General features: G+C 69.6%; 18 protein-coding genes. 9 read left to right on the forward strand and 9 right to left on the reverse strand.

Features of this window, described 5'->3' with window-relative positions; all coding sequences use genetic code 11:
- Positions 1 to 30 precede the first annotated feature (30 nt).
- From OH802_RS12780 to holA, 4 genes are all read left to right on the forward strand, one after another.
- Positions 31 to 891, forward strand: a complete 861-nt coding sequence (locus OH802_RS12780) for a DegV family protein (protein WP_406028436.1) — start codon at positions 31 to 33, stop codon at positions 889 to 891.
- A 126-nt stretch (positions 892 to 1,017) separates the two neighbouring features.
- On the forward strand, positions 1,018 to 1,908 hold the full coding sequence (locus OH802_RS12785; RefSeq protein WP_406028438.1) for a helix-hairpin-helix domain-containing protein: 891 nt from the start codon (positions 1,018 to 1,020) through the stop codon (positions 1,906 to 1,908).
- Positions 1,905 to 4,193: a ComEC/Rec2 family competence protein gene (locus tag OH802_RS12790; protein WP_406028440.1), complete on the forward strand. Its 2,289-nt coding sequence runs from the start codon at positions 1,905 to 1,907 to the stop codon at positions 4,191 to 4,193. Before OH802_RS12785 ends, OH802_RS12790 begins: the two co-directional genes overlap by 4 nt.
- Before the next feature lie 29 nt (positions 4,194 to 4,222).
- Positions 4,223 to 5,206: a DNA polymerase III subunit delta gene (gene holA / locus OH802_RS12795; protein ID WP_406028442.1), complete on the forward strand. Its 984-nt coding sequence runs from the start codon at positions 4,223 to 4,225 to the stop codon at positions 5,204 to 5,206.
- Between the two features lie 192 nt (positions 5,207 to 5,398).
- Here the strand turns inward: holA and rpsT are convergent, their stop codons facing one another.
- Positions 5,399 to 5,659, reverse strand: a complete 261-nt coding sequence (gene rpsT / locus OH802_RS12800; RefSeq protein ID WP_091048431.1) for a 30S ribosomal protein S20 — start codon at positions 5,657 to 5,659, stop codon at positions 5,399 to 5,401.
- Between the two features lie 309 nt (positions 5,660 to 5,968).
- On the opposite strand from rpsT, the gene OH802_RS12805 reads away from it, so the two are divergent.
- Positions 5,969 to 7,828: an AMP-dependent synthetase/ligase gene (locus OH802_RS12805; protein ID WP_406028444.1), complete on the forward strand. Its 1,860-nt coding sequence runs from the start codon at positions 5,969 to 5,971 to the stop codon at positions 7,826 to 7,828.
- Here OH802_RS12805 and OH802_RS12810 read toward each other — a convergent pair.
- The 8 genes from OH802_RS12810 to OH802_RS12845 all read right to left on the reverse strand — a co-directional run bounded on the left by OH802_RS12810 (position 7,813) and on the right by OH802_RS12845 (position 14,935).
- The gene (locus OH802_RS12810; protein ID WP_406028446.1) at positions 7,813 to 8,757 is read right to left on the reverse strand and encodes a hypothetical protein; all 945 of its coding nucleotides are present in this window, start codon (positions 8,755 to 8,757) and stop codon (positions 7,813 to 7,815) included. The genes OH802_RS12805 and OH802_RS12810 overlap by 16 nt on opposite strands.
- A gap of 56 nt (positions 8,758 to 8,813) precedes the next feature.
- Positions 8,814 to 9,869 carry a WD40 repeat domain-containing protein gene (locus tag OH802_RS12815; RefSeq protein WP_406028448.1) on the reverse strand — a complete coding sequence of 352 codons (1,056 nt, stop codon included), beginning with the start codon at positions 9,867 to 9,869 and terminating at the stop codon, positions 8,814 to 8,816.
- A 21-nt stretch (positions 9,870 to 9,890) separates the two neighbouring features.
- Entirely contained in the window at positions 9,891 to 10,388 is a 498-nt protein-coding gene (locus OH802_RS12820) for a DUF4919 domain-containing protein (protein ID WP_406028450.1), read from the reverse strand.
- Entirely contained in the window at positions 10,385 to 11,455 is a 1,071-nt protein-coding gene (locus OH802_RS12825; RefSeq protein WP_406028452.1) for a hypothetical protein, read from the reverse strand. The genes OH802_RS12820 and OH802_RS12825 overlap by 4 nt, the downstream gene beginning before the upstream one ends.
- Positions 11,455 to 11,952 (reverse strand): DUF4919 domain-containing protein, encoded by a 498-nt coding sequence (locus tag OH802_RS12830; protein WP_406028454.1) that lies wholly within the window; start codon positions 11,950 to 11,952, stop codon positions 11,455 to 11,457. Before OH802_RS12830 ends, OH802_RS12825 begins: the two co-directional genes overlap by 1 nt.
- Positions 11,949 to 13,004 (reverse strand): hypothetical protein, encoded by a 1,056-nt coding sequence (locus OH802_RS12835; RefSeq protein WP_406028456.1) that lies wholly within the window; start codon positions 13,002 to 13,004, stop codon positions 11,949 to 11,951. Before OH802_RS12835 ends, OH802_RS12830 begins: the two co-directional genes overlap by 4 nt.
- Positions 13,004 to 13,306 (reverse strand): hypothetical protein, encoded by a 303-nt coding sequence (locus tag OH802_RS12840; protein ID WP_406028458.1) that lies wholly within the window; start codon positions 13,304 to 13,306, stop codon positions 13,004 to 13,006. Before OH802_RS12840 ends, OH802_RS12835 begins: the two co-directional genes overlap by 1 nt.
- Positions 13,307 to 13,384: 78 nt before the next feature.
- The gene (locus tag OH802_RS12845; protein ID WP_406028460.1) at positions 13,385 to 14,935 is read right to left on the reverse strand and encodes an alkaline phosphatase D family protein; all 1,551 of its coding nucleotides are present in this window, start codon (positions 14,933 to 14,935) and stop codon (positions 13,385 to 13,387) included.
- Positions 14,936 to 15,009: 74 nt separating this feature from the next.
- Between OH802_RS12845 and OH802_RS12850 the strand changes: the two genes are divergently transcribed.
- The 4 genes from OH802_RS12850 to OH802_RS12865 all read left to right on the forward strand — a co-directional run bounded on the left by OH802_RS12850 (position 15,010) and on the right by OH802_RS12865 (position 19,795).
- On the forward strand, positions 15,010 to 15,189 hold the full coding sequence (locus tag OH802_RS12850) for a YciI family protein (protein WP_406028462.1): 180 nt from the start codon (positions 15,010 to 15,012) through the stop codon (positions 15,187 to 15,189).
- A 15-nt stretch (positions 15,190 to 15,204) separates the two neighbouring features.
- On the forward strand, positions 15,205 to 16,161 hold the full coding sequence (locus OH802_RS12855; RefSeq protein ID WP_406028464.1) for a hypothetical protein: 957 nt from the start codon (positions 15,205 to 15,207) through the stop codon (positions 16,159 to 16,161).
- A gap of 61 nt (positions 16,162 to 16,222) precedes the next feature.
- Positions 16,223 to 18,103 carry a translation elongation factor 4 gene (gene lepA / locus OH802_RS12860; protein ID WP_406028467.1) on the forward strand — a complete coding sequence of 627 codons (1,881 nt, stop codon included), beginning with the start codon at positions 16,223 to 16,225 and terminating at the stop codon, positions 18,101 to 18,103.
- Between the two features lie 399 nt (positions 18,104 to 18,502).
- Entirely contained in the window at positions 18,503 to 19,795 is a 1,293-nt protein-coding gene (locus OH802_RS12865) for a DUF222 domain-containing protein (RefSeq protein WP_406028469.1), read from the forward strand.
- The last annotated feature ends 36 nt before the right edge of the window (positions 19,796 to 19,831 follow it).

Below are 19,831 nucleotides of genomic sequence, written 5' to 3' on the forward strand. Positions count from 1 at the left end.
AGGCGATGGGTCGATCTGTAGGCTTCTGACATGGCCCGGGTAGCGATCGTGACCGACTCGACCGCGATGCTTCCATCCGATCTCGGGGATGCCACGGAGCTGATCACATCGGTGCCGTTGCAGGTGATCGTGGATGGGACGTCGTACGACGACGGGGTGGAGGAGACGTCGCCCGAAGCGCTGCTGACGGCGTTGGCGGCACACAAGACGGTGACGACCTCCCGGCCCTCGCCGGCGCTCCTGGCGGAGGTCTACGCGAAGCTCGCGGCGCAGGGCTTCGAGGAGATCGTCTCCATCCACCTCTCCGCGGAGCTGAGCGCGACGTGCGAGTCCTCGATGCTCGCGGCGCGGGAGGCTCCGGTGCCGGTGATCACCGTGGACACACGGCTGGTCGGACCCGGGGTCGGGTTCGCCGTTCTGGCTGCCGCGGAGGTGGCCGGGCGCGGCGGGAGCGCTGCCGAGGCGCGCGAGGCCGCGCTGGCGCGGGTCGCCGCCACGCGTTCCTACTTCTACGTCGACACGCTCGAGTACCTGCGCCGGGGCGGGCGGATCGGAGCCGCTGCTGCCCTGCTCGGGACGGCGCTGGCGGTCAAGCCGCTGCTCACGATCGAGGACGGCCGGGTCGTGCCGCACGAGCGGGTGCGTACGGCCGAGCGGGCGATCGCGCGGCTGCAGGCGCTCGGGGTCGAGGCGGGTGAGGACGCGGACGCCGTCGAGATCGTCGTCGCTCACCTGGGCAGCCCTGATCGTGCGGCCGCTATGACCGAGGGGCTCTGCGCCGATCTGAACGGCAAGATCAACGGCGACGTACGCGTCGGGGTGCTGGGCGCGGTGCTCGGTGCGCATGTCGGGCCGGGGTGTGTGGCGGTCGTCGTGGGGCCCAAGCTCTGATTCTGGGCCTGATCTGGGCCTGATTCTGGGCCGGTTACCGTCCACAGGGGCGGTTGAGGATCGGGTTGTCCACAGGCGCTGAGAACACGCTCGGAAGTGTCGGCGCGGGCGCATAGCTTCGGCGTCATGCGGACCCGACCGACCTCTGATCACGCCGATGCCGTCGCCCGGCGGCTGGAGCAGTTGCGCACCGAGCTCGACCCGCCGGGGGAGGAGGACGAGGGCGAGGAGGACTGGCAGCCGCCGTGGTGGGACGGACCGAGAGCGACCGACACCGCGGAGCTGGATCCGTTGGTGCCGGTCCCGGGACGCCACGCGTCTCGGCGTCAGGTCGTGATCTCGCCTGATGCGGTGCTGCCCGAGCCGTTGCGCGGGCGGGTGAGCCTCGGTCCCTGGCATCTCGTCGTCGTCTCGCTGGTCCTGGTCGCCGGACTGGCGGTGGCGTGCTGGTGGATGATCCGCGCCGACCCGGAGGTGGTGCCGGCCGCCCGGGCCTCGCCCTCGGCCTCCCCGCTGGTCGCGCTGCCGACCGCCTCGGCGGCGCCCGGGAGCGCGGCCGCGGTGCCGTCGGGCGGGGCGTCGGCCGGGACGGTGACGGTCGACGTGGAGGGCAAGGTGCCCAAGCCCGGCATCGTCGTGCTGCCGGTCGGCTCGCGGGTGGTGGATGCCGTCGAGGCCGCCGGTGGGGCCTCCCACAAGCAGCTCGCCGGGCTCAACCTCGCCGCACTGCTCAGCGACGGTCAGCAGATCGTGGTGGGTGCGCCCAACGGGGGAGTGGGCGCTGCAGCGGCCGGCTCCGGTGGTCCGGCCGCCGGGGCGCCGGGTGCGGGAGTGAGCCTCAACGCTGCCTCCATGGAGGAGCTGGAGACGTTGCCCGGGGTGGGCCCGGTGACGGCGCAGGCGATCATCGACTGGCGCACCACCAACGGCGCGTTCACCTCCGTCGACGAGCTGCTCGAGGTCGACGGGATCGGACCGAAGACCTACGACTCGCTGGCACCGCTGGTCACGTTGTGAACGACCTGCGACTGCCGCTTCTCGGGGCCGGTGCGTGGGCGGGGGCGTTGGCCGGGCCGGTGGTGGTGGCCGGCGGACGGTCCGGGGTGGTTCTGCTCGTGCTCCTCGCCGCGGTCCTCGGCATCGGTGGTGGATGGGCCGTTCGGAAGCGCCGCCCGACGGCGCTGGCGTTGGTGCTGATGGTCGCCGGGACCGCCGTCGTCGCGGGCCTGCACGCCGCCCGGGTCAGCGACAACCCGGCGGCGGACCTGGCCGCGCGCAAGGCGCAGGTGCGGGTGGTCGCCACCGTCACCACCGACCCGAAGGAGGTGACGGGCCAGCACGCGACGTACCAGCTCCGGCGCGCCAGCGTGAGGGAGATCAGGGGCCGAGGGGTGGTCTACCGGCTGCGTACGCCCGTGGTCGTGCTCGGCGACGACGCCTGGGCGGACATCCCGCTGGGGGCGACGGTGTCGACGACCGGACGCCTGGGGAAGAGCGACTCGCACGAGGAGTCGGCGCTGCTGATCGCCGGCCCGCCGAGAGTCGTCGCCGGTCCGGGGATCTGGTGGCGAGCCTCCGAGACGCTGCGTGCCTCGATCCGGGACGCGGTGGCACACCGGCCGCCCGACCAGGCAGCGCTGGTCCCGGCGCTGGTCGATGGCGACGACACCGGCCTCTCCGACGACCTCGCGGACGACTTCCGCACGACCGGCCTGACCCACCTCCTCGCGGTCTCCGGCACCAACCTGACCCTGGTGGTCGGGTTCCTGCTGATCGTGGCCCGCTGGGCCGGGGTGCGGGGGAGAGGGCTGTACGCCGTCGGGGTGCTCGGCATCCTCGGGTTCATCGTGCTCGCCCGCACCGAGCCGAGCGTCGTGCGGGCCGCCGCGATGGGTGCGGTCGGACTGCTGGCGATGACGCACAACGGACGCCAGCGAGCGTTGCGTGGGCTCGGCGCGGCGGTGATCGGGCTGCTGCTGATCGACCCCGGGCTGGCTACCTCGATCGGGTTCACCCTCTCGGTCCTGGCCACGGCCGGCATCCTGCTCTTCGGGCCACCATGGCGCGACGCTCTGAGGCGTTGGATGCCGCAGTGGTGCGCGGAGGCGATCGCGGTCCCGGCAGCGGCGCAGCTCGCCTGCACTCCGGTGGTAGCCGCCATCTCCGGCCAGGTCAGTCTCGTCGCTGTGCTCGCGAACCTGCTCGTCGAGCCCGCCGTCGCACCCGCGACGGTGCTCGGTCTCCTGGGAGGTCTGCTCGGGCTGGTGTGGGGTCCGCTCGGCATGGTCGCCGGCACGATCGCGACCTGGTGCGTCGCCTGGATCATCGCGGTGGCCCGCTTCGGCGCCGGGCTGCCGAACGCGGAGGTCGGCTGGGCGACCGGGCCGCTGGCCCTGGCGGTGCTCGTGGCCGTCTGTGCCGCGATCGCCTTCCTGGCTCCTCGCATCCTCCGGCATCCGGTCACCGGGGTGGCCGGATGCCTAGTGCTGCTCGCGGTCGCGCTGGTGCGGCTGCCGAGCCCGGGCTGGCCTCCACCGGCGTGGGTGCTCGTGATGTGCGACGTGGGACAGGGAGACGCCCTGGTGGTGCGCACCGGGACGGGGAGTGCCGTCGTGGTGGACGCCGGTCCCGATCCCGATCTCGTCGACGACTGCCTCGACCGCCTCGAGATCGAGGACGTTCCGCTCGCCGTGATCACCCACTTCCACGCCGACCACGTCAACGGCGTCGAGGGCGTCTTCGCCGGCCGCCGGGTCGGTGAGGTGTGGACCTCGCGGCTCCAGGACCCGCCCGAGGGCGTACGGGTCCTCGGGGAGACCGCCGGTGCGGCCGGGGTGGTGCCGGTTCCGGCTCCCTACGCGGCCACGACCACCATCGGTGAGGTCCGGATCCAGGTGCTCTGGCCGACGGGCGAGTCCGACACCCGCGGCCCCGGGGACGGCTCCACCGCCAACGACGCGAGCGTCGTCCTCCTCGTCGAGTCCCGCGGCCTGCGTCTGCTGCTGACCGGCGACATCGAGCCGGAGGGTCAGGACCAGCTCGCCGACGACCTGGCCGAGCTCGACATCGACGTGCTCAAGGTGCCCCACCACGGCTCGCGCTATCAGGACCTCGACTGGCTGCGTACGCTGCGAGCGCAGGTCGCGCTCACCTCGGTCGGTGCCGGCAACGACTACGGCCATCCCGCCACGGCCACGGTCCAGGGGCTCGAGGAGAGCGGCACCAAGGTCTACCGCACCGACCGCGACGGCTCGGTCGCGGTGGTCGAGTCGGGAGGTGAGGCCGCCGTGGTGACGCGATAGTTGTCGGTGGCGTGTGGGAGGGTTTGAGCATGGCACGCACCGCCTCCGCACCCAGCCCCACCGGCGACCTGTCGGCCTCCGACGTTCTCGGCCGGGTGACGCTGGTGACCGGCAAGGAGGAGTTCCTCGGGGAGCGTACGGTCGCGGCGGCGAAGGCCGCGGTGAGGGCCTACGACGCGGAGGCGGAGGTCTCCGAGGCAACCGCAGCTGAGCTGACCCTGGCCACGCTCGGCGAGCTGAGCGCGCCCTCGCTCTTCTCGAGCATCAGGTGCGTCGTCGTCCGAAACCTCGAGAACCTGCCGGACGAGTCGGTCGAGGGCCTGGTGGCCTATGCCGGGATGCCGGCGGAGGAGGTCGCGCTCGTCCTCGTCCACGGAGGAGGGCAGAAGGGCAGCGGCACGCTCTCGAAGCTGCGCAAGCTTCCGAAGGTGACCGAGCACAAGTCGGTGGAGCTGAAGGCGCGTGAGTTCGGGAGCTTCGTGAAGGCCGAGGTGCGGCGGCACGGCGGGAGCATCGACGAGGAGGGCGCTGACTTCCTGATCCAGGCGGTCGGCCAGGATCTCCGCGCCCTGTCGGCAGCGGCCAGCCAGCTCGCCTCCGACAACGAGGCGAAGCGGCTCGGGCTGGAGCATGTGAAGCAATACTTCGGCGGCCGGGCCGAGGTGAAGAACTACGTGATCGCCGACGCGATCATCTCCGGCGACCGGGTCAAGGCCCTCGAGGAGATCCGCTGGGCGCTCGACACCGGCTCCTCCCCGGTCTACGTCCTCTCCGCGGTGGCCGGCCAACTGCGCACGGTCGCCAACCACGTCGCCGGCATCCGCGACAGCGGCACCCCGCCCTGGAAGCAGAAGTCCATCGCCGGCCTCGCCCGCGGCTGGTCCCGCGAAGGCATCGGCGAGGCCCTCCGCTCGGTCGCCCGAGCCGACGCCGACCTCAAGGGCGCGGCCAGCGACCCGGCGTACACGCTCGAGCGCCTCGTCCTCACCATCGCCGCCCTTCGCCAGCGCTGACCCCCGCCCGAGGCGTCACCCCGGTCGGCCGATGCGTCAGGTGCGTCGGCCGAGATGGCAGCACGCTGCCCACTCGGCCGACGCACGTGACGTCTCGGCCGCCACAACTGCCGTCTCGGCCGACGGGGGCGACTTCTCGGCAAATGAACAAAGCCCCCGTCGCGAAGGACGGGGGCTTCGGTGGGGCTTACCTCAGAGGGAGGAAGCCTTCTTGGCGATAGCCGACTTGCGGTTGGCGGCCTGGTTCTTGTGGATGACGCCCTTGGAGACGGCCTTGTCGAGCTTCTTGGTGGCGACCTTGGCGGTCTCGACCGCAGCGTCCTTCTCGCCGGCCTCGGCGGCGGCGTGGAACTTGCGGATGACGGTCTTGAGCTCGCTCTTGACGGCCTTGTTGCGCTCGTGCGCCTTCTCGTTCTGCTTGTTGCGCTTGATCTGCGACTTGATGTTCGCCATGGGTGAATGATCTCCAGTGCTTCGACGTGTGGTGGTGCGAGCTCTCAATCCGGCCCCTCGGGGAAATGAGAGGGGAGAGGCCTACGCGAACACGCTTGCGGTCAAGATTACAGACTCGCGTCGTTTGGCCTCAAATCGCCGTACGTCACGTAGCTACTCCGGGGTAGGCTGTGGTGATCTCGGTCACGAGATTTCCGGCGGAACCCCCTGTTGCGGCTCGGCTCCAGCGTCTAGGGTCCCCCGCGCGGTCCCTCTCGTGCTAACCGCCCACCGTTCACCCCCACGCACACACTGCAGGCCAGGAGAATCATGCCGACCCAGTCCGCGATCGATCTCGCATTCCTCGACGAGATGCCGGCGAACTTCGCCCTTCACTTCCTCAACCGGGTCAAGGCGACCCCGAACGCTGAAGCGTTCCGCTATCCCGTGGTCGGCTCGACGACCGAGGCAGGCGGAGAGGAGTGGAAGTCGCTGACCTGGAAGGAGGCCAGCGACCTGGCCAGCCGGCTCGCGGCGGGCCTGGTCTCGCTCGGCCTCGAGCTCGAGCAGCGGGTCGGCATCGCCTCGACCACGCGCTACGAGTGGATCATCGCCGACCTCGCGGTCATGCTCGCCGGTGGCGCCACGACGACGGTCTACCCGACGACCAACGTCGACGACACCGCCTACATCCTCGGTGACGCCGAGTGCCGCTTCGTCTTCGCCGAGGACGACGGTCAGCTCGCCAAGATCGCCGAGAGGGCCGCCGACCTGCCCGAGATCGTCAAGGTGATCACCTTCGACGGCGAGACCGACGGCGAGCGGGTCATCGGCCTGGACGACCTGGCCGCCATCGGCGACAAGTACCTCGCCGACCACCCGGACCTGATCGAGGAGACCGCGGCCAAGATCACCCCGGAACACCTGGCCACGCTGGTCTACACCTCCGGCACCACCGGCCGGCCGAAGGGCGTACGCCTGCTCCACCGCGCCTGGGTCTACGAGGGCGAGGTATTTCGGGCCAAGGGCGACGTGCTCGGCCCCGACGACCTGCAGTTCCTGTGGCTGCCGATGTCGCACGTCTTCGGCAAGGTGCTGCTCTCGGTCCAGATCGCCTGCGGCTTCCCGACCGCGATCGACGGCCGGATGGACAAGATCGTCGACAACCTGGCGATCGTGAAGCCGACCTTCATGGGCGCCGCCCCGCGCATCTTCGAGAAGGTGCACTCCAAGATCACGATGATGGTCGAGAACGACGGTGGTGTGAAGAAGAAGCTCTTCGACGCCGCCTTCGCCAACGGCATCGCCCGCGACCGGCTGCTGCGCGAGGGCAAGTCCGTGCCGACCTCGATCGCGCTCAAGCACGCAGTGCTCGACAAGCTGGTGCTCAGCAAGGTCCGTGACCGCTTCGGTGGCCGCGTACGGTTCTTCATCTCCGGCTCGGCCCCGCTCAACCGCGAGATCGCCGAGTGGTTCCGGGCCGCGGGGATCCTGATCATGGAGGGCTACGGCTCGACCGAGAACGCCGCAGGCGCGTCGGTCGGCACTCTGCAGGAGAACAAGCTCGGCACCGTCGGCAAGGCGTTCCCGGGCAGCGAGGTGAAGATCGGCGATAACGACGAGCTGCTCATCCGCGGCCCGCACGTGATGCCGGGCTACCACAACCTGCCCGAGGAGACCGCCAAGGCGCTCGACGCCGAGGGCTGGTACCACACCGGTGACAAGGCCTCGATCGACGAGGAGGGCTACATCACCATCACCGGCCGGATCAAGGAGCTCTTCAAGACCTCGGGCGGGAAGTACGTCGCGCCGCCGGCGATCGAGTCGAAGTTCGCCGCGCTGTGCCCCTACACCAGCCAGTTCCTGGTCTTCGGTGCCAACCGCAACTTCGTCAGCGCCCTGATCGCCCTCGACCCCGAGTCGATCACGGCCTGGGGCGCCTCCCACGGTCTGGAGGGGAAGTCCTACGAGGAGATCGTCACCTCGCCGCAGGTGCGTGAGCTGATCGGCGGCTACGTCGACGAGCTCAACGCGGGCCTCAACCGCTGGGAGACCATCAAGAAGTGGGAGATCCTCGAGCACGACCTGACCGTCGAGAGCGGTGAGCTCACCCCGTCGCTGAAGGTCAAGCGCAACGTCGTCGAGGCCAAGGAGCAGGCGCGGATCGACGCCTTCTACGCCGGGTCCTGATCCCAGCCTCGGCGCTCCGCCAGCCAGTCCAGACACACCTCGCCCTGCCACCGCTGCATCCTGCGGAGGTGGGGCGAGGTCGTCTTGACCGGCTGGTCGGCTGCGGCCAGGAAGTAGCCGGCGAAGAGGGCCAGGACGGAGTCGATGGCCTCCGGTGCGGCCCGCGACAGCAGCGGATGGGTGGCCAGGAACGACTCGGCGTCGAGGCCGTCACCGCGCGGCCCGACCAGCAGCAGGAGCGAGTCGATCCAGTCGGCACCGAGGACCGGCCAGGTCCACTCGACCAGCAGGACGCCACCGTCGGGGCGGATGAGGATGGTGTCGTCGCGTACGTCCAGGTGGACCAGCGTCTCGCCGGCGGTGTGCTCCGCGAACCCGGCGGCGAGCTCGGCCGCCTGGTCGGCATACGGGTAGCCGGCCACCCGGTCCCACAGGGCGGGGTAGGAGGCGTGCTCCTCGGCGAAGGTCGGCCAGCCGATGCCCGGGGCCGGGGTGAGTGCGGCGGCGGTCTCGACCAGCGCCTGCGAGACGATCTCGAGGTCCGAGGGAGTCCAGGGCCGCGACGGTACCCGCGACTCGATGTGCTCGAAGGCCAGGACGACCCACTCGCCGTCGTCGAACCACCTCAGCTTCGGGGCGGGGACCCAGCCGGCGAGCTTCTTCAGCTTCGCGGCCTCCTCCCGGTAGAGCGCCGCGGAGTCGCGCTGCGCCTTGGCGGAGGCGGCCTTCACGAAGTGCTGGGAGCCGTCCTGGCAGGTCAGCACCGAGGCGAACCCCGGCGTGAACCCGGCCCCGTGAGACTCCGCCGAGACCACGGGCCCACCGCCGAGCCGCTTCTCGATCGAGGACCGCAGGAACGGCGGCAGGTGTGGCCACTCCAGGCGGCGGGCGGTCTGCCCGTGCGGGATGTTCGTCGGGATCGCGCTCACGACCACATCCTTGTGTACGCCGGCCATGATGCGCCAGCGCACCACGGCACGGGCAGCTAGGACATCGGCGGCTGGTCGAGCTCTGCGGCGGGCTTGCCGGTGGCGACGTCCCAGGCGGCGACACCTTCCTCAGCCGACGCGGTGTAGAGGGTCTTGCCGTCGGGGCTGAAGATCACGTTCGCTCCTGGAGCCGCGGTCCGGGCAAGGTCACGGGACTCGCCCGTGCCGCCCAGCGCTTTGGGTGCCCACAGGATCAACCGGGCCTCGTCGGAGTCGTCGGTGGCGGCCAGCGAGCGAGAGTCGGGGGAGAATGCGACGGTCGCGACCGGGTGACCGGGAAGCGTCTCGGCGGCCTCGAGCGTCTCGGCGTCCCAGATCGTGGGGTAGCCCTCGGTGGTGACGCCGGCGATCCAGCGGCCGTCCGGGCTCCAGACCGGGTCGGCGCCGCCAGCGGCCGCGAGGGTGCCGATCTCGTCACCCGACTCGGCCTCGAGCACCGAGACGCTGTCGTTGGAGGCAACTGCCACCTGCTTGCTGTCGGGGCTGAACGAGATCGATCCGACGCCGTTGCCGAGATCGGTGCTCGCCACCTCGTCGCCGTCCTCGACCGACCAGATGATCAGGTCGCCCTCGAGCCCGGCGCCGGCCACGAGCCGACCGTCGGGGCTGAACGCGATCTCGCCGACCGGGCTGGCGTCGGTGACCTTCGGGTTCGGCAGGCCCTCGAGCCGCTGGGTCTGCTTGTCGCCGTCCACCTCGACCAGCGCGATGTCCGAGCAGCCGACCTTCCGCGCGACGAGCGTGAGGTCGGGGCTGATGGCGCCGTAGCCGGTCTCGGAGATCGTCTCGTACGCACCACCGGCGGCGCTCCAGCGGCAGGTGCCGTCGGTGCAGCTGGCCACGACGTACTTCCCCTCGGGGTCGGTGACCAGCGAGCCGGCGTCGAGCCGCGACGGCATGACCGCGGCGGCCAGGCTGATCGAGCCGCCGGACGTCCCGAGCGCGGAGATGTCGCAGCCGTCCTGGTCGGGGTCGCCGGCGCACGCGGCCAGGAGCGCGGCGGCGAGCACGCCGATGAGCGGGACGCTGAGGACGTACGTTCGGGGTTTCATCGGTCCTTCTGGAGAGATCGGTCAGGCGAACGAGGACACGTCGAAGTAGGCGACGGTGCCGTCGGTGCAGGTGAGGCGGTCGAGTCGACGGCCTCCGGTCTCGACGAGGTCCTGGCGGTCCCGGACCTTGTCGAGGGCTCGGAGCATGTCGTACTCGTCGTTGATACGCAGCACCGACCACGGATGTTGCTCGCTGCCGTCTCCGGTGGAGCGGATGCTGCGCAGCGCGGCCCCGGCGACCTGGCGCTCGCGCGCGGCGGCCCGTCCGTCGCCGGACTGCTCCAGCGCGGTGGCCATCCGCAGGTGGACCGAGGGGCTGAAGATCGCCCCCGGCATGACCCGCCGTAGCTCGGCGGCGGCCGCTGCGTACGACCCCTCGGCGAGCAGCCTGTCGACCGAGTCGAGGTCGAGGTCGGGGGTGAAGTTGGCCGAGCCGCGGACGGCGCGGCGAAGCGGCCCGAGGGTCTCGGGGCCGGGGTCGTCGAGGTAGGCGGAGACCAGGTCGGCGTACGTCGTCATCGGGACTCCTCGAGGAGACGGTTGAACTCCTCCTCGGTGAGGTTGTTCAGGTAGTCACGGCCGGAGTTGCGGGCGTCGGTCTCGACGGGCTGGTTGTAGTACTCGTCGAAGGAGTCGCCGTTGTCGGTGCTCTTGTAGTCGTCGAAGTTCTCCTCCCACTCCTCGGCCTGCTCCTCGCTGATCCCGTCTTCCTTGTGCTCGTCGAAGGGGTCGTCCTCCCACCAGAACTGCCAGTCGTTCTTGTCGTCGATGGCCTCGTGCTGGCGCCCGTGACGGACCTCGTGGGCGACGGTGTTGATCAGCTGGCCGGGGTCGTCGAGCACGTTGGGGTTGAGCGCCATCGTGGGCTCTTCGTCGCTCCAGTAGCCGTAGGTGATGCTGTTGTCGTCCCAGGTGTCGTTCTCCAGGGCGTCCCAGTCGATGGTGGGCATGTCGACGCCGCTCTCCGCGGCGATCTTCTTGACCATCTCCTCCAGCACGGCCTTGCGCTCCTCGATGCTGAGCGTCTCCCACTTCTCCGCGATGGCCGGGTCGATCTTGCCGTACTCGTCGCCCTGCTCGTCGATGCCGGTCGGCAGGCCGCGGGCGAGGATCGCGTCGACGCCGACGGCCTTGGCGAGGGCCTTCTCGATCTCGTCGGCGATCTCTTGGGCGACGTTCTGACGGCTGTTGCCCCACTCCTCGGCCTCGAAACGGCTCTTGAACGTCGGTGGGGTGGCTGTGCTGGTCACCGTGCCGTCGTCGCTGACGGTGAACTCGTTGGTCTTGGCCCGGTCGAGGATGCCCTGGACGAGTCGCTCGATCGCCTCGACCTCGGGCTCGGCGGTGTAGAGCGCCTTCTGCATCTCCTGCTTGGCGGTGATGTGGCTGCTGAGGCTCTTGACCAGGCCGTCGCGGTGCCCTCGGGCGGCGTCCGCCGCCATTCCCGTCCAGGACTTGGCCACGCCGTTGGCCTCGAGCTCGTCGCGGCTGGTCTCCAGCTTGCGAAGATCGGCCTTGAGGCCGTCGCCGGCGTCACCCAGCGGTGCCGCCTTCCAAGTCTTGACCTGGCCGAACGTGATCGCCATCAGACGAGCGCGGTCGCGTCGAAGTGAGCGAGGGTCCCGTCGGTGCAGGTGTGGCGGTCGATACGCCGCCCGTCGACCTCCAGGAGATCCTGGCGGCCGGGGACCTTCTTGAGGGCACGGAGCAGGTCGTACTCGTCATTGATCCGCAGCACGGTCCAGGGATGCTCCTCGGTGCCGTCGCCGCTCGCCCGGATGCTCCGCAGGGCGGCGCTGGCGACCTGGCGCTCGCGAGCGGCGGAGCGCTCCTCACCGGAGCGCTCCAGGGCGGTCGCCAGGCGCAGGTGGGCGGACGGGCTGAAGATCGCCCCGGGCATGAGTGCCCGCAGCGCGGTCGCGGCCTCGGCGTAGGCGCCCTCGTCGAGCAGCTTGTCGACGGCGCTGAGGTCGAGGTCGACGGTGAAGTTGGCGGAGTTGCGGACCGCGCGGCGCAGCGGCGCCAGCGTCTCGGGGCCGGGGTCGTCGAGGTAGGCGGTGACCAGGTCGGCGTACGTCGTCATTTCGACTCCTTCAGGAGGCGGTCGAGCTCAGCGGGCGTCAGGTTGTCGAGATAGTCGCGACCGGACTTGCGGGCATCGGCCTCGACGGGCTGGTTGTAGTACTCGTCGTAGGTGTCGCCGTTGTCGGTGCTCTTGTAGTCGTCGAAGTTCTCCTCCCACTCCTCGGCCTGCCCCTCGGTGATGCCGTCCTCCTCGTGCATGTCGAAGGGGTCGTCCTCCCACCAGAACTGGAAGTCGTTGTTGTCGTCGATCGCCTCGTACTGCCGGGCGTGGCGCATCTCGTGAGCCACGGTGTGCAGGATGTCGGGATCGTCGACGTTGCCCGGATTGAGGTGCACGGTGTGGTCGTCCTCGCTCCAGTAGCCGTTGGTGCTGCCCTGCGCGTCCCAGACGATGTCCTCGACATCGACGCCGTACTCCTTGGCGAGCTCCTCGATCTTCTGGTCGATGATCGCCTTGCGCTCGGCATCGGTGAGCTGGGCCCAACGCTCGGTGGTCTCGGGGGAGGCCATCCCGCGCTGATCGCGGGTCTGGTCGAGGTCCGCGTCGGTGCCGGCAGGGATGCCGTCGGTGAGGATCTGGTCCACACCGGCCGCCTTGGCGAGGGCGTCGGTGATGTCGTCGGCGAGCTCCTGGGCGATGGTCTGGCGGCTGGTGCCCCATTCCTCGGCCTCGTAGCGGTTCTTGAACGTCGGAGGCGTAGCCGTGCTGGTCACGGAGCCGTCGTCGCTGACGTTGAACTCGTTCGTCTTGGCCCGGTCCAGGATGCCTTGGACGAGACGCTCGATGGCCTCGACCTGCGGCTCCGCGGCATAGAGCGCCTTCTGCATCTGCTGCTTGCCCGTGATGTGGCTGCTCAGCTTGGCCACGAGGGTGTCGCGGTGGCCGCGGGCGGCGTCGGCGGCGACACCGGTCCATGACTTGGCCACGCCGTTGGCCTCGAGCTCGTCACGGCTGGTCTCCAGCTTGCGGAGGTCGGCCTTGAGGCCGTCGCCGGCGTCACCCAATGGTGCCGCCTTCCAGGTCTTGACCTGGCCGAACGTGATCGCCATCAGTTCGGGCCCATGACCTTTCCGCCCTTTTCGCCGGCGGCCTTGTCGGCGGCCTCGAACTCGTCGAGAGCCTTCTGCATCTCCGCGGCGAGCTTCTGGGAGCTGTCGGCCGCGGCCTTGGTCTCGTCGGTCCAGCGGGTGCCGAGATCGGACATGTAGGTGACCGACTCCGCCCCTGGGACCGCAGCGCCCGCCTTGCTCAGATAGCCGGCGGAATCGGCTTTGCGTACGGCGCTCTCGGCGTCCGTGGCGATGCCGATGGATGTCTTCATGTCCTTGGGGACGACATGAATTTCGCTCATGGTCTGCTGGTCCTCCTGGGCCCGAACGGGAGACGGCTAGGGCGTGTCTTCGCTGAGACACGCCCTAGCCCGGAGACCCTAACGGAAACTCGGGTCCAGCGTCTTCGTAAAAAGCGCACCGCCGTCGACGTCACGGAGGGTGACGGTGAGCTGCTGCGTACGTCCGTCGATCTCGACCTCGCCGAAGAACTGGAAGCCGTCGGCGGGCGAGGCGTTGGCGGCCGGGGGAGCGGCCACGAACTCGGCGGCCGGACCGAAGGTGGGGTCCAGCTTGTTGGGGCCGAACGCGCCGGCGTTGAGCGGGCCGGAGACGAACTCCCAGAACGGGTCGAAGTCCTGGTAGGCGGCGCGCCCGGGGTCGTAGGAGTGCGCTGCCGTGTAGTGGACGTCGGCGGTCAGCCAGACGTGGTTGCGGATGCCGAGGCGCTTGAGCCCGGTGAGCACCTTCGCGATGTCGAGCTCGCGGCCGAGCGGGGCGCCGGCGTCGCCCTGGGAGATGCCCTCCTGCAGGGTGCCGTCGGGGACGACCAGGCCGATCGGCAGGTCGGCGGCGATGACCTTCCAGGTGGCCCGGGATGCCGCCAGCTCGCGCAGCAGCCACTTCGTCTGACGCTCGCCGAGCACGCCGCCGTCGGCGCTCGTCTCGGCGTTGGTCGTGTTGGCGTCCTTGTGGGTGCGCATGTCGAGGACGAAGAGGTCCATCAGCGGGCCGTAGGAGAGCTTGCGGTAGATCCGGCCGTCGGGGTCGGGGGAGGCGTCGCCGACCGGGATGTACTCGTGGAAGGCCTGCTTCGCGCGGGCCGCGAGGACATCCACACGGCGCTCGGTGTAGCGGCCGTCGTCGGGGAGGATCTCGCCCGGGTACCAATTGTTGGTGACCTCGTGGTCGTCCCACTGCGCCACGATCGGCGTCTGGGCGAGGAACGCGCGCCAGTTGTCGGCGAGCAGGTTGTAGGCGTACTGCCCGCGGAACTCGGCCAGCGTCTCGGCGACCTTGTCCTTCTCCTCGGTGACGATGTTGTTCCAGACCCGTCCGTCGGGGAGGGTCACGGTCGAGGTGAGCGGGCCGTCGGCGTAGACGTTGTCGCCGGAGCTCAGGAAGAAGTCGGCCTCGCGCGCCGCCATCGCGGGCGCGATCCGGAAGCCACCGAAGTCGGGGTTGGCGCCCCAGCCCTGGCCGGCGATGTCGCCGGACCACAGGAACCGGATGTCCTGGCGGCGTGCCGGGGCGGTACGCAGCCGGCCGAGCTCCCAGGCGCTGCCGCGTCGCGGGTCGTCCGGGTCGACGGCGCGGACCCGGTAGAAGTAATCGCGCCCATCCTCGAGGCCGTCGACCTTCAGCTCTCCGGTGAAGTCGCTGCGTCCTGTCACCACGGGACCGTTGACCGGTCGGGCGCGGCGGAAGGACTCGTCGGCCGAGATCTCCGCGACCAGGCGTGAGGTCTTGTCCGCGCGGCTCCACAGGACCCCGCCCCGGGCGCCGACGTCGCCGGACTGGACACCGTGGGTGAGGGATGGGCGGTTGCTCCGTACGAAGGCGGGGGCAGCTGCTGCGGTCGTGGGGATGACGAGTCCGGCACCGGCGGCGGCACCGAGGCCGAGGACGGAGCGGCGGTTGAGTGGGGTCATGGGCCAAACCTGCCGATTCCGGCGGAACGATCGGTGAGTTCCGCGGGTCGTGTCGGTGAACACGTACGCGAAGGGTGCCGTCCCCCTTCGGTGACGGTCCGTTCGCCGAGCTGAAGGAGGTGCTGGCCAGCTTCGCGGTCATCGACGTGACCAGCCAGGAGCGCGCCATCGACATCGTGTCGCGGATGGTGGCGGTCCTCGGGGAGCCGATCGAGATCCGGCCGGTGATGGGGGACGACTTCGCGCAGGTGTGACCCGCTGGGATGCGGGTGGCAGTATCTGCGGTGATGTGGGCAAGAAAGAACCTGTTCGCCGCTGTGCTGCTGCTCCTGGCGGCGCCGGTGCTGTTCGGCTGCGCCGCCGAGCCCCCGGCGGAGGCGGAGTCCGCCTCGCCGTCGATGCCCGCGAGCCCCATGAACCCCGCGCCCGAGACGTCGGCGAGCGTGCCACCACGCGCGCCCGAGTCGCTGGAGATCCCGTCCGTCCCACCCGCCGACGATCGCGGGATCGTCGAGGGCGGTGACCTGAGCTGGCCGCAGTGTCCCGAGGGGATGGGCATCAAGGAGCGTCGGACGCTGGGGCTGCCGATGCCGCTCGCTTCGGCGGAGTACGTGGTCATCGGGCTCACCAACGGCCCGGCGTTCACCCCCAACCCGTGCCTGGCCTCGCAGGTCGAGTGGGCCAAGAAGAACAAGGTGATGACCTCGGCCTATGCGGTCACCTCCTACCCCCGTGCCGCCGCGATCCGTGAGTACGGCGGCGAAGGGCCGGGCGACCCGGACACGAAGATCGGCCGGCTGACCAACGTCGGCTACCAGCAGGCGGTGTGGAATCTCGAGGCGATGGAGCGCGCCGGCCTGGAGTCGCCCTCGGTCTGGCTCGACGTCGAGCCGGTCGCGGTCTGGGAGTGGTCCGACGACATCGAGGCCAACCAGGCGGTGGTCAAGGGAGCCCTGGCCGGCTATCAGGACGCCGGGAAGCGAGTCGGGGTCTACTCGATCGAGGGCCTGTGGACGCCGATCGTCGGCGACCTGCAGCTGCAGCTGCCCGAGTGGCGCCCGGCGGGCGAGGCGTCGCGGGCCGCGGCCCTGGAGCGGTGCGGTGGCGAGTGGATGTTCCAGGGCGGCGCCGCGGTGATGGTGCAGTGGCTCGAGGACGGCCGCGACCGCAACGTGACCTGCCCGGGCGAGTCGGTGCAGCTGCCGCTTTGGTTCCATCAGTACTGAGCGTGGGACAATCGAAAGAAGACGTACGTCCCCCTCAAGAGACACAGAGCGAAAGCAGCCCGTGCCCACGAACTCCGCGCCGAAGCCTGGGTCCACCGACCCGGCGATCATCCGCAACTTCTGCATCATCGCCCACATCGACCACGGCAAGTCGACGCTGGCCGACCGGATGCTGCAGCTGACGGGTGTCGTCGGCGAGCGTGAGGCCAAGGCGCAGTACCTCGACCGCATGGACATCGAGCGCGAGCGTGGCATCACGATCAAGTCGCAAGCGGTCCGCATGCCGTGGACGGTGGCGGAGGGCAACGAGGCGGGCGCCGAGCCGGGCACGTACATCCTCAACATGATCGACACCCCCGGCCACGTCGACTTCACCTACGAGGTCTCCCGGTCGCTCCAGGCGTGTGAGGCCGCGATCCTGCTGGTCGACGCCGCGCAGGGCATCGAGGCGCAGACGCTGGCGAATCTCTACCTCGCCATGGGTGCGGACCTGCAGATCATCCCGGTGCTCAACAAGATCGACCTGCCGTCGGCCAACGTCGAGAAGTACGCCGAGGAGTTGGCCAACCTCGTCGGCTGCGACGTCTCGGACGTCCTGCTCACCTCCGCCAAGACCGGTCTCGGCGTCGAGAACCTCCTTAACGAGATCGTGAGGCAGGTGCCGGCGCCGGTCGGCGACCCGGACGCTCCCGCGCGGGCGCTGATCTTCGACTCCGTCTACGACACCTACCGCGGCGTGGTGACCTACGTCCGGGTCTTCGACGGCAAGCTGACCCACCGCGACAAGATCAAGATGATGTCGACCAACGCGGTCCACGAGATGCTCGAGCTCGGTGTGATCAGCCCGGAGCCGATCAAGGCCGATCACATCGGCGTCGGCGAGACCGGCTACCTGATCACCGGCGTGAAGGACGTACGCCAATCGCGCGTCGGTGACACCGTCACCGGCAACAACCGCCCGGCCGAGGAGATGCTCGGCGGCTACTCCCACCCCAACCCGATGGTGTTCGCGGGGCTCTACCCGATCGACGGCGACCAGTACCCGGTCCTGCGCGAGGCGCTCGACAAGCTGCAGCTCAACGACGCGGCGCTGACGTACGAGCCGGAGACGTCGGGCGCGCTCGGCTTCGGCTTCCGCGTCGGGTTCCTCGGTCTGCTGCACATGGAGATCACCCGCGACCGTCTCGAGCGCGAGTTCAACCTCGACCTCATCTCGACGGCTCCCAACGTGGTCTACGACGTGATCATGGAGGACGGCTCCGAGCACATCGTCACCAACCCGTCGGAGTTCCCCGAGGGCAAGATCCGCGAGGTCCGCGAGCCGGTCGTCAAGGCCACCATCCTCTCGCCGTCCGACTACATCGGCACGATCATGGAGCTGTGCCAGAAGAAGCGCGGCACCCTCGGCGGCATGGACTACCTCTCCGAGGACCGCGTCGAGATGCGCTACGTCCTCCCCATGGGTGAGATCGCCTTCGACTTCTTCGACCAGCTCAAGTCCTCGACCAAGGGGTACGCCTCGCTGAACTACGAGTTCAGCGGCGACCAGGCCGCCGACCTGGTCAAGGTCGACATCCTGCTCCAGGGCGAGCCCGTAGACGCGTTCTCCGCGATCGTCCACCGCGAGGCCGCGTACGGATACGGCGTGATGATGGCCGGCAAGCTCAAGGAGCTCATCCCGCGGCAGCAGTTCGAGGTGCCCATCCAGGCCGCCATCGGCGCCCGCGTCATCGCCCGCGAGACCATCCGCGCCATCCGCAAGGACGTCCTCGCCAAGTGCTACGGCGGCGACATCTCGCGTAAGCGCAAGCTGCTCGAGAAGCAGAAGGAGGGCAAGAAGCGGATGAAGATGGTCGGCCGTGTCGAGGTCCCCCAGGAAGCCTTCGTCGCCGCGCTCTCCACCACCCAGGCCTCCACCGACAAGACCGCCGGGAAGAAGTGAAGCCTCGCTGGTCGAGCCGCCTTGCTCGCTGGTCGAGCCGCCTTGCTCGCTGGTCGAGCCGCCGGAGCCGCTAGGCGGAGGCGTGTCGAGACCAACACGGTCCTCTTCTTCGGGAAACCTCGCTTAGCGGCTGTTCTTCGTTTCAGAGGTTCGCCGCCGACCCGGTCTTTGAGTGTTTCTCGATCGCGCGCCGCGTCAAGGACGGGCTTCGCCCGCCGCTTCGCGGTGGCCTTCGGCCATCCTTGACCCGGCACCCGATCGAGAAAGATTTCGCCTGTATCGGGGCGGCGGCGAGAGAGTGGCGCAGCACTCACGTTTCCTGTTCGCTGACCGCTAAATATGGGTCTGACCTGCTTAAATGAGTCGCGACATGGTGCCCGATCGCATATAATAAGGCCTATGTACGAGACCGTCGACCGCCTCCTCGCAGGGCCGCCTCCGGGCGCGTCCGAGAGTGAGCTGGTCGACTGGATTGCTGGTCTCGAAGCGGTCAAGTGCACCGCCGAGGCGGTCCAAGCCGAAGCGGCGGTACGTCTCGACGAAGCCGTCCGGGCCCGCCAGGCCGAGGCTGGGGTCCCTTCCCGCAGGCTTGGCGAAGGCGTGGCCTCCCAGGTCGCGCTGGCGCGGCGGGTCTCGCCCGAGAAGGGCGCCAAGCTGCTCGGGCTGGCGAAGATCCTGACCGCAGAGATGCCGCACACCTTCGCCCTGATGAAGGCCGGCTTGTTCTCCCAATGGCAGGCCACCATCCTCGCCCGCGAGACCGCGTGTTTGTCGGTGGAGGACCGGCGGGTCATCGATCACGAGCTCTGCGCCGCCGGTCCTGGCGGTGAACCGGCTCGTGCTGTGGCTATGGGGCTACGCCAGCTCGAGAACGCCGCCAAGAAGCTCGCCATCACCCTCGACCAGGCATCCGTCGTCGCCCGCGCCGCGAACGCGGAGAAGGACCGCCGCGTCAGCCTCCGGCCGGCACCGGACACGATGACCTGGCTCGGAGCCCTGCTCCCGGTCAAAGATGGTGTCGCCGTCTTCGCCGCACTGGACCAGGCAGCCAAGACCGCTGCCGCCGCCGGTGATGAGCGGACCCGTGGTCAGGTCATGGCCGACACCCTCGTCGACCGGATCACCGGTCGTGCTGAGGGAGCCAAGCCTCGGATCGAGGTCAAGATCGTGATGACCGCAGACTCCCTCACCAACACCAGCGACCAGCCGGCCATGGTCGAGGGCTACGGCCCCGTCCCCGCCGCCTGGGCCCGCGACGCACTCGCCGATGCGGAGGTGTTCGTCCGGTGCCTGTTCACCGACCCGGCCGGTCAGTTGGTGGCGATGGAGTCCCGTTCACGCAAAGCCCCCGACGGGCTGGCCGAGTTCGTCGCGACTCGTGACGGCGGGATCTGTCGCACCAACGGCTGTGATGCCCCGATCCGCAACATCGACCACGTCGAACGTCACGCTGATGGCGGCACCACCAGCGCCGAGAACCTGCAGGGTCTGTGCGAGAGATGCAATCAGGCCAAGGAAGCTCTCGGCTGGCGAGCCAGACCAGGACCCGACGGCAGCATCATCACCACCACACCCACCGGGCACACCTACATCAGCCCGCCACCCGACACCTGGCCGCCGGATCCACCATCCTTGTCGCCGGCGGAGCTCAGGCTGCGCGAAGTACTCCGCGATCACACGCTCGCGGCCTGAGCCGCTACGCCTTACGCTCGATGGACGACAGCCTTT

It is taken from the genome of Nocardioides sp. NBC_00850 (assembly GCF_045207335.1).
In the GTDB taxonomy this organism is placed as follows: Bacteria; Actinomycetota; Actinomycetes; order Propionibacteriales; family Nocardioidaceae; genus Nocardioides.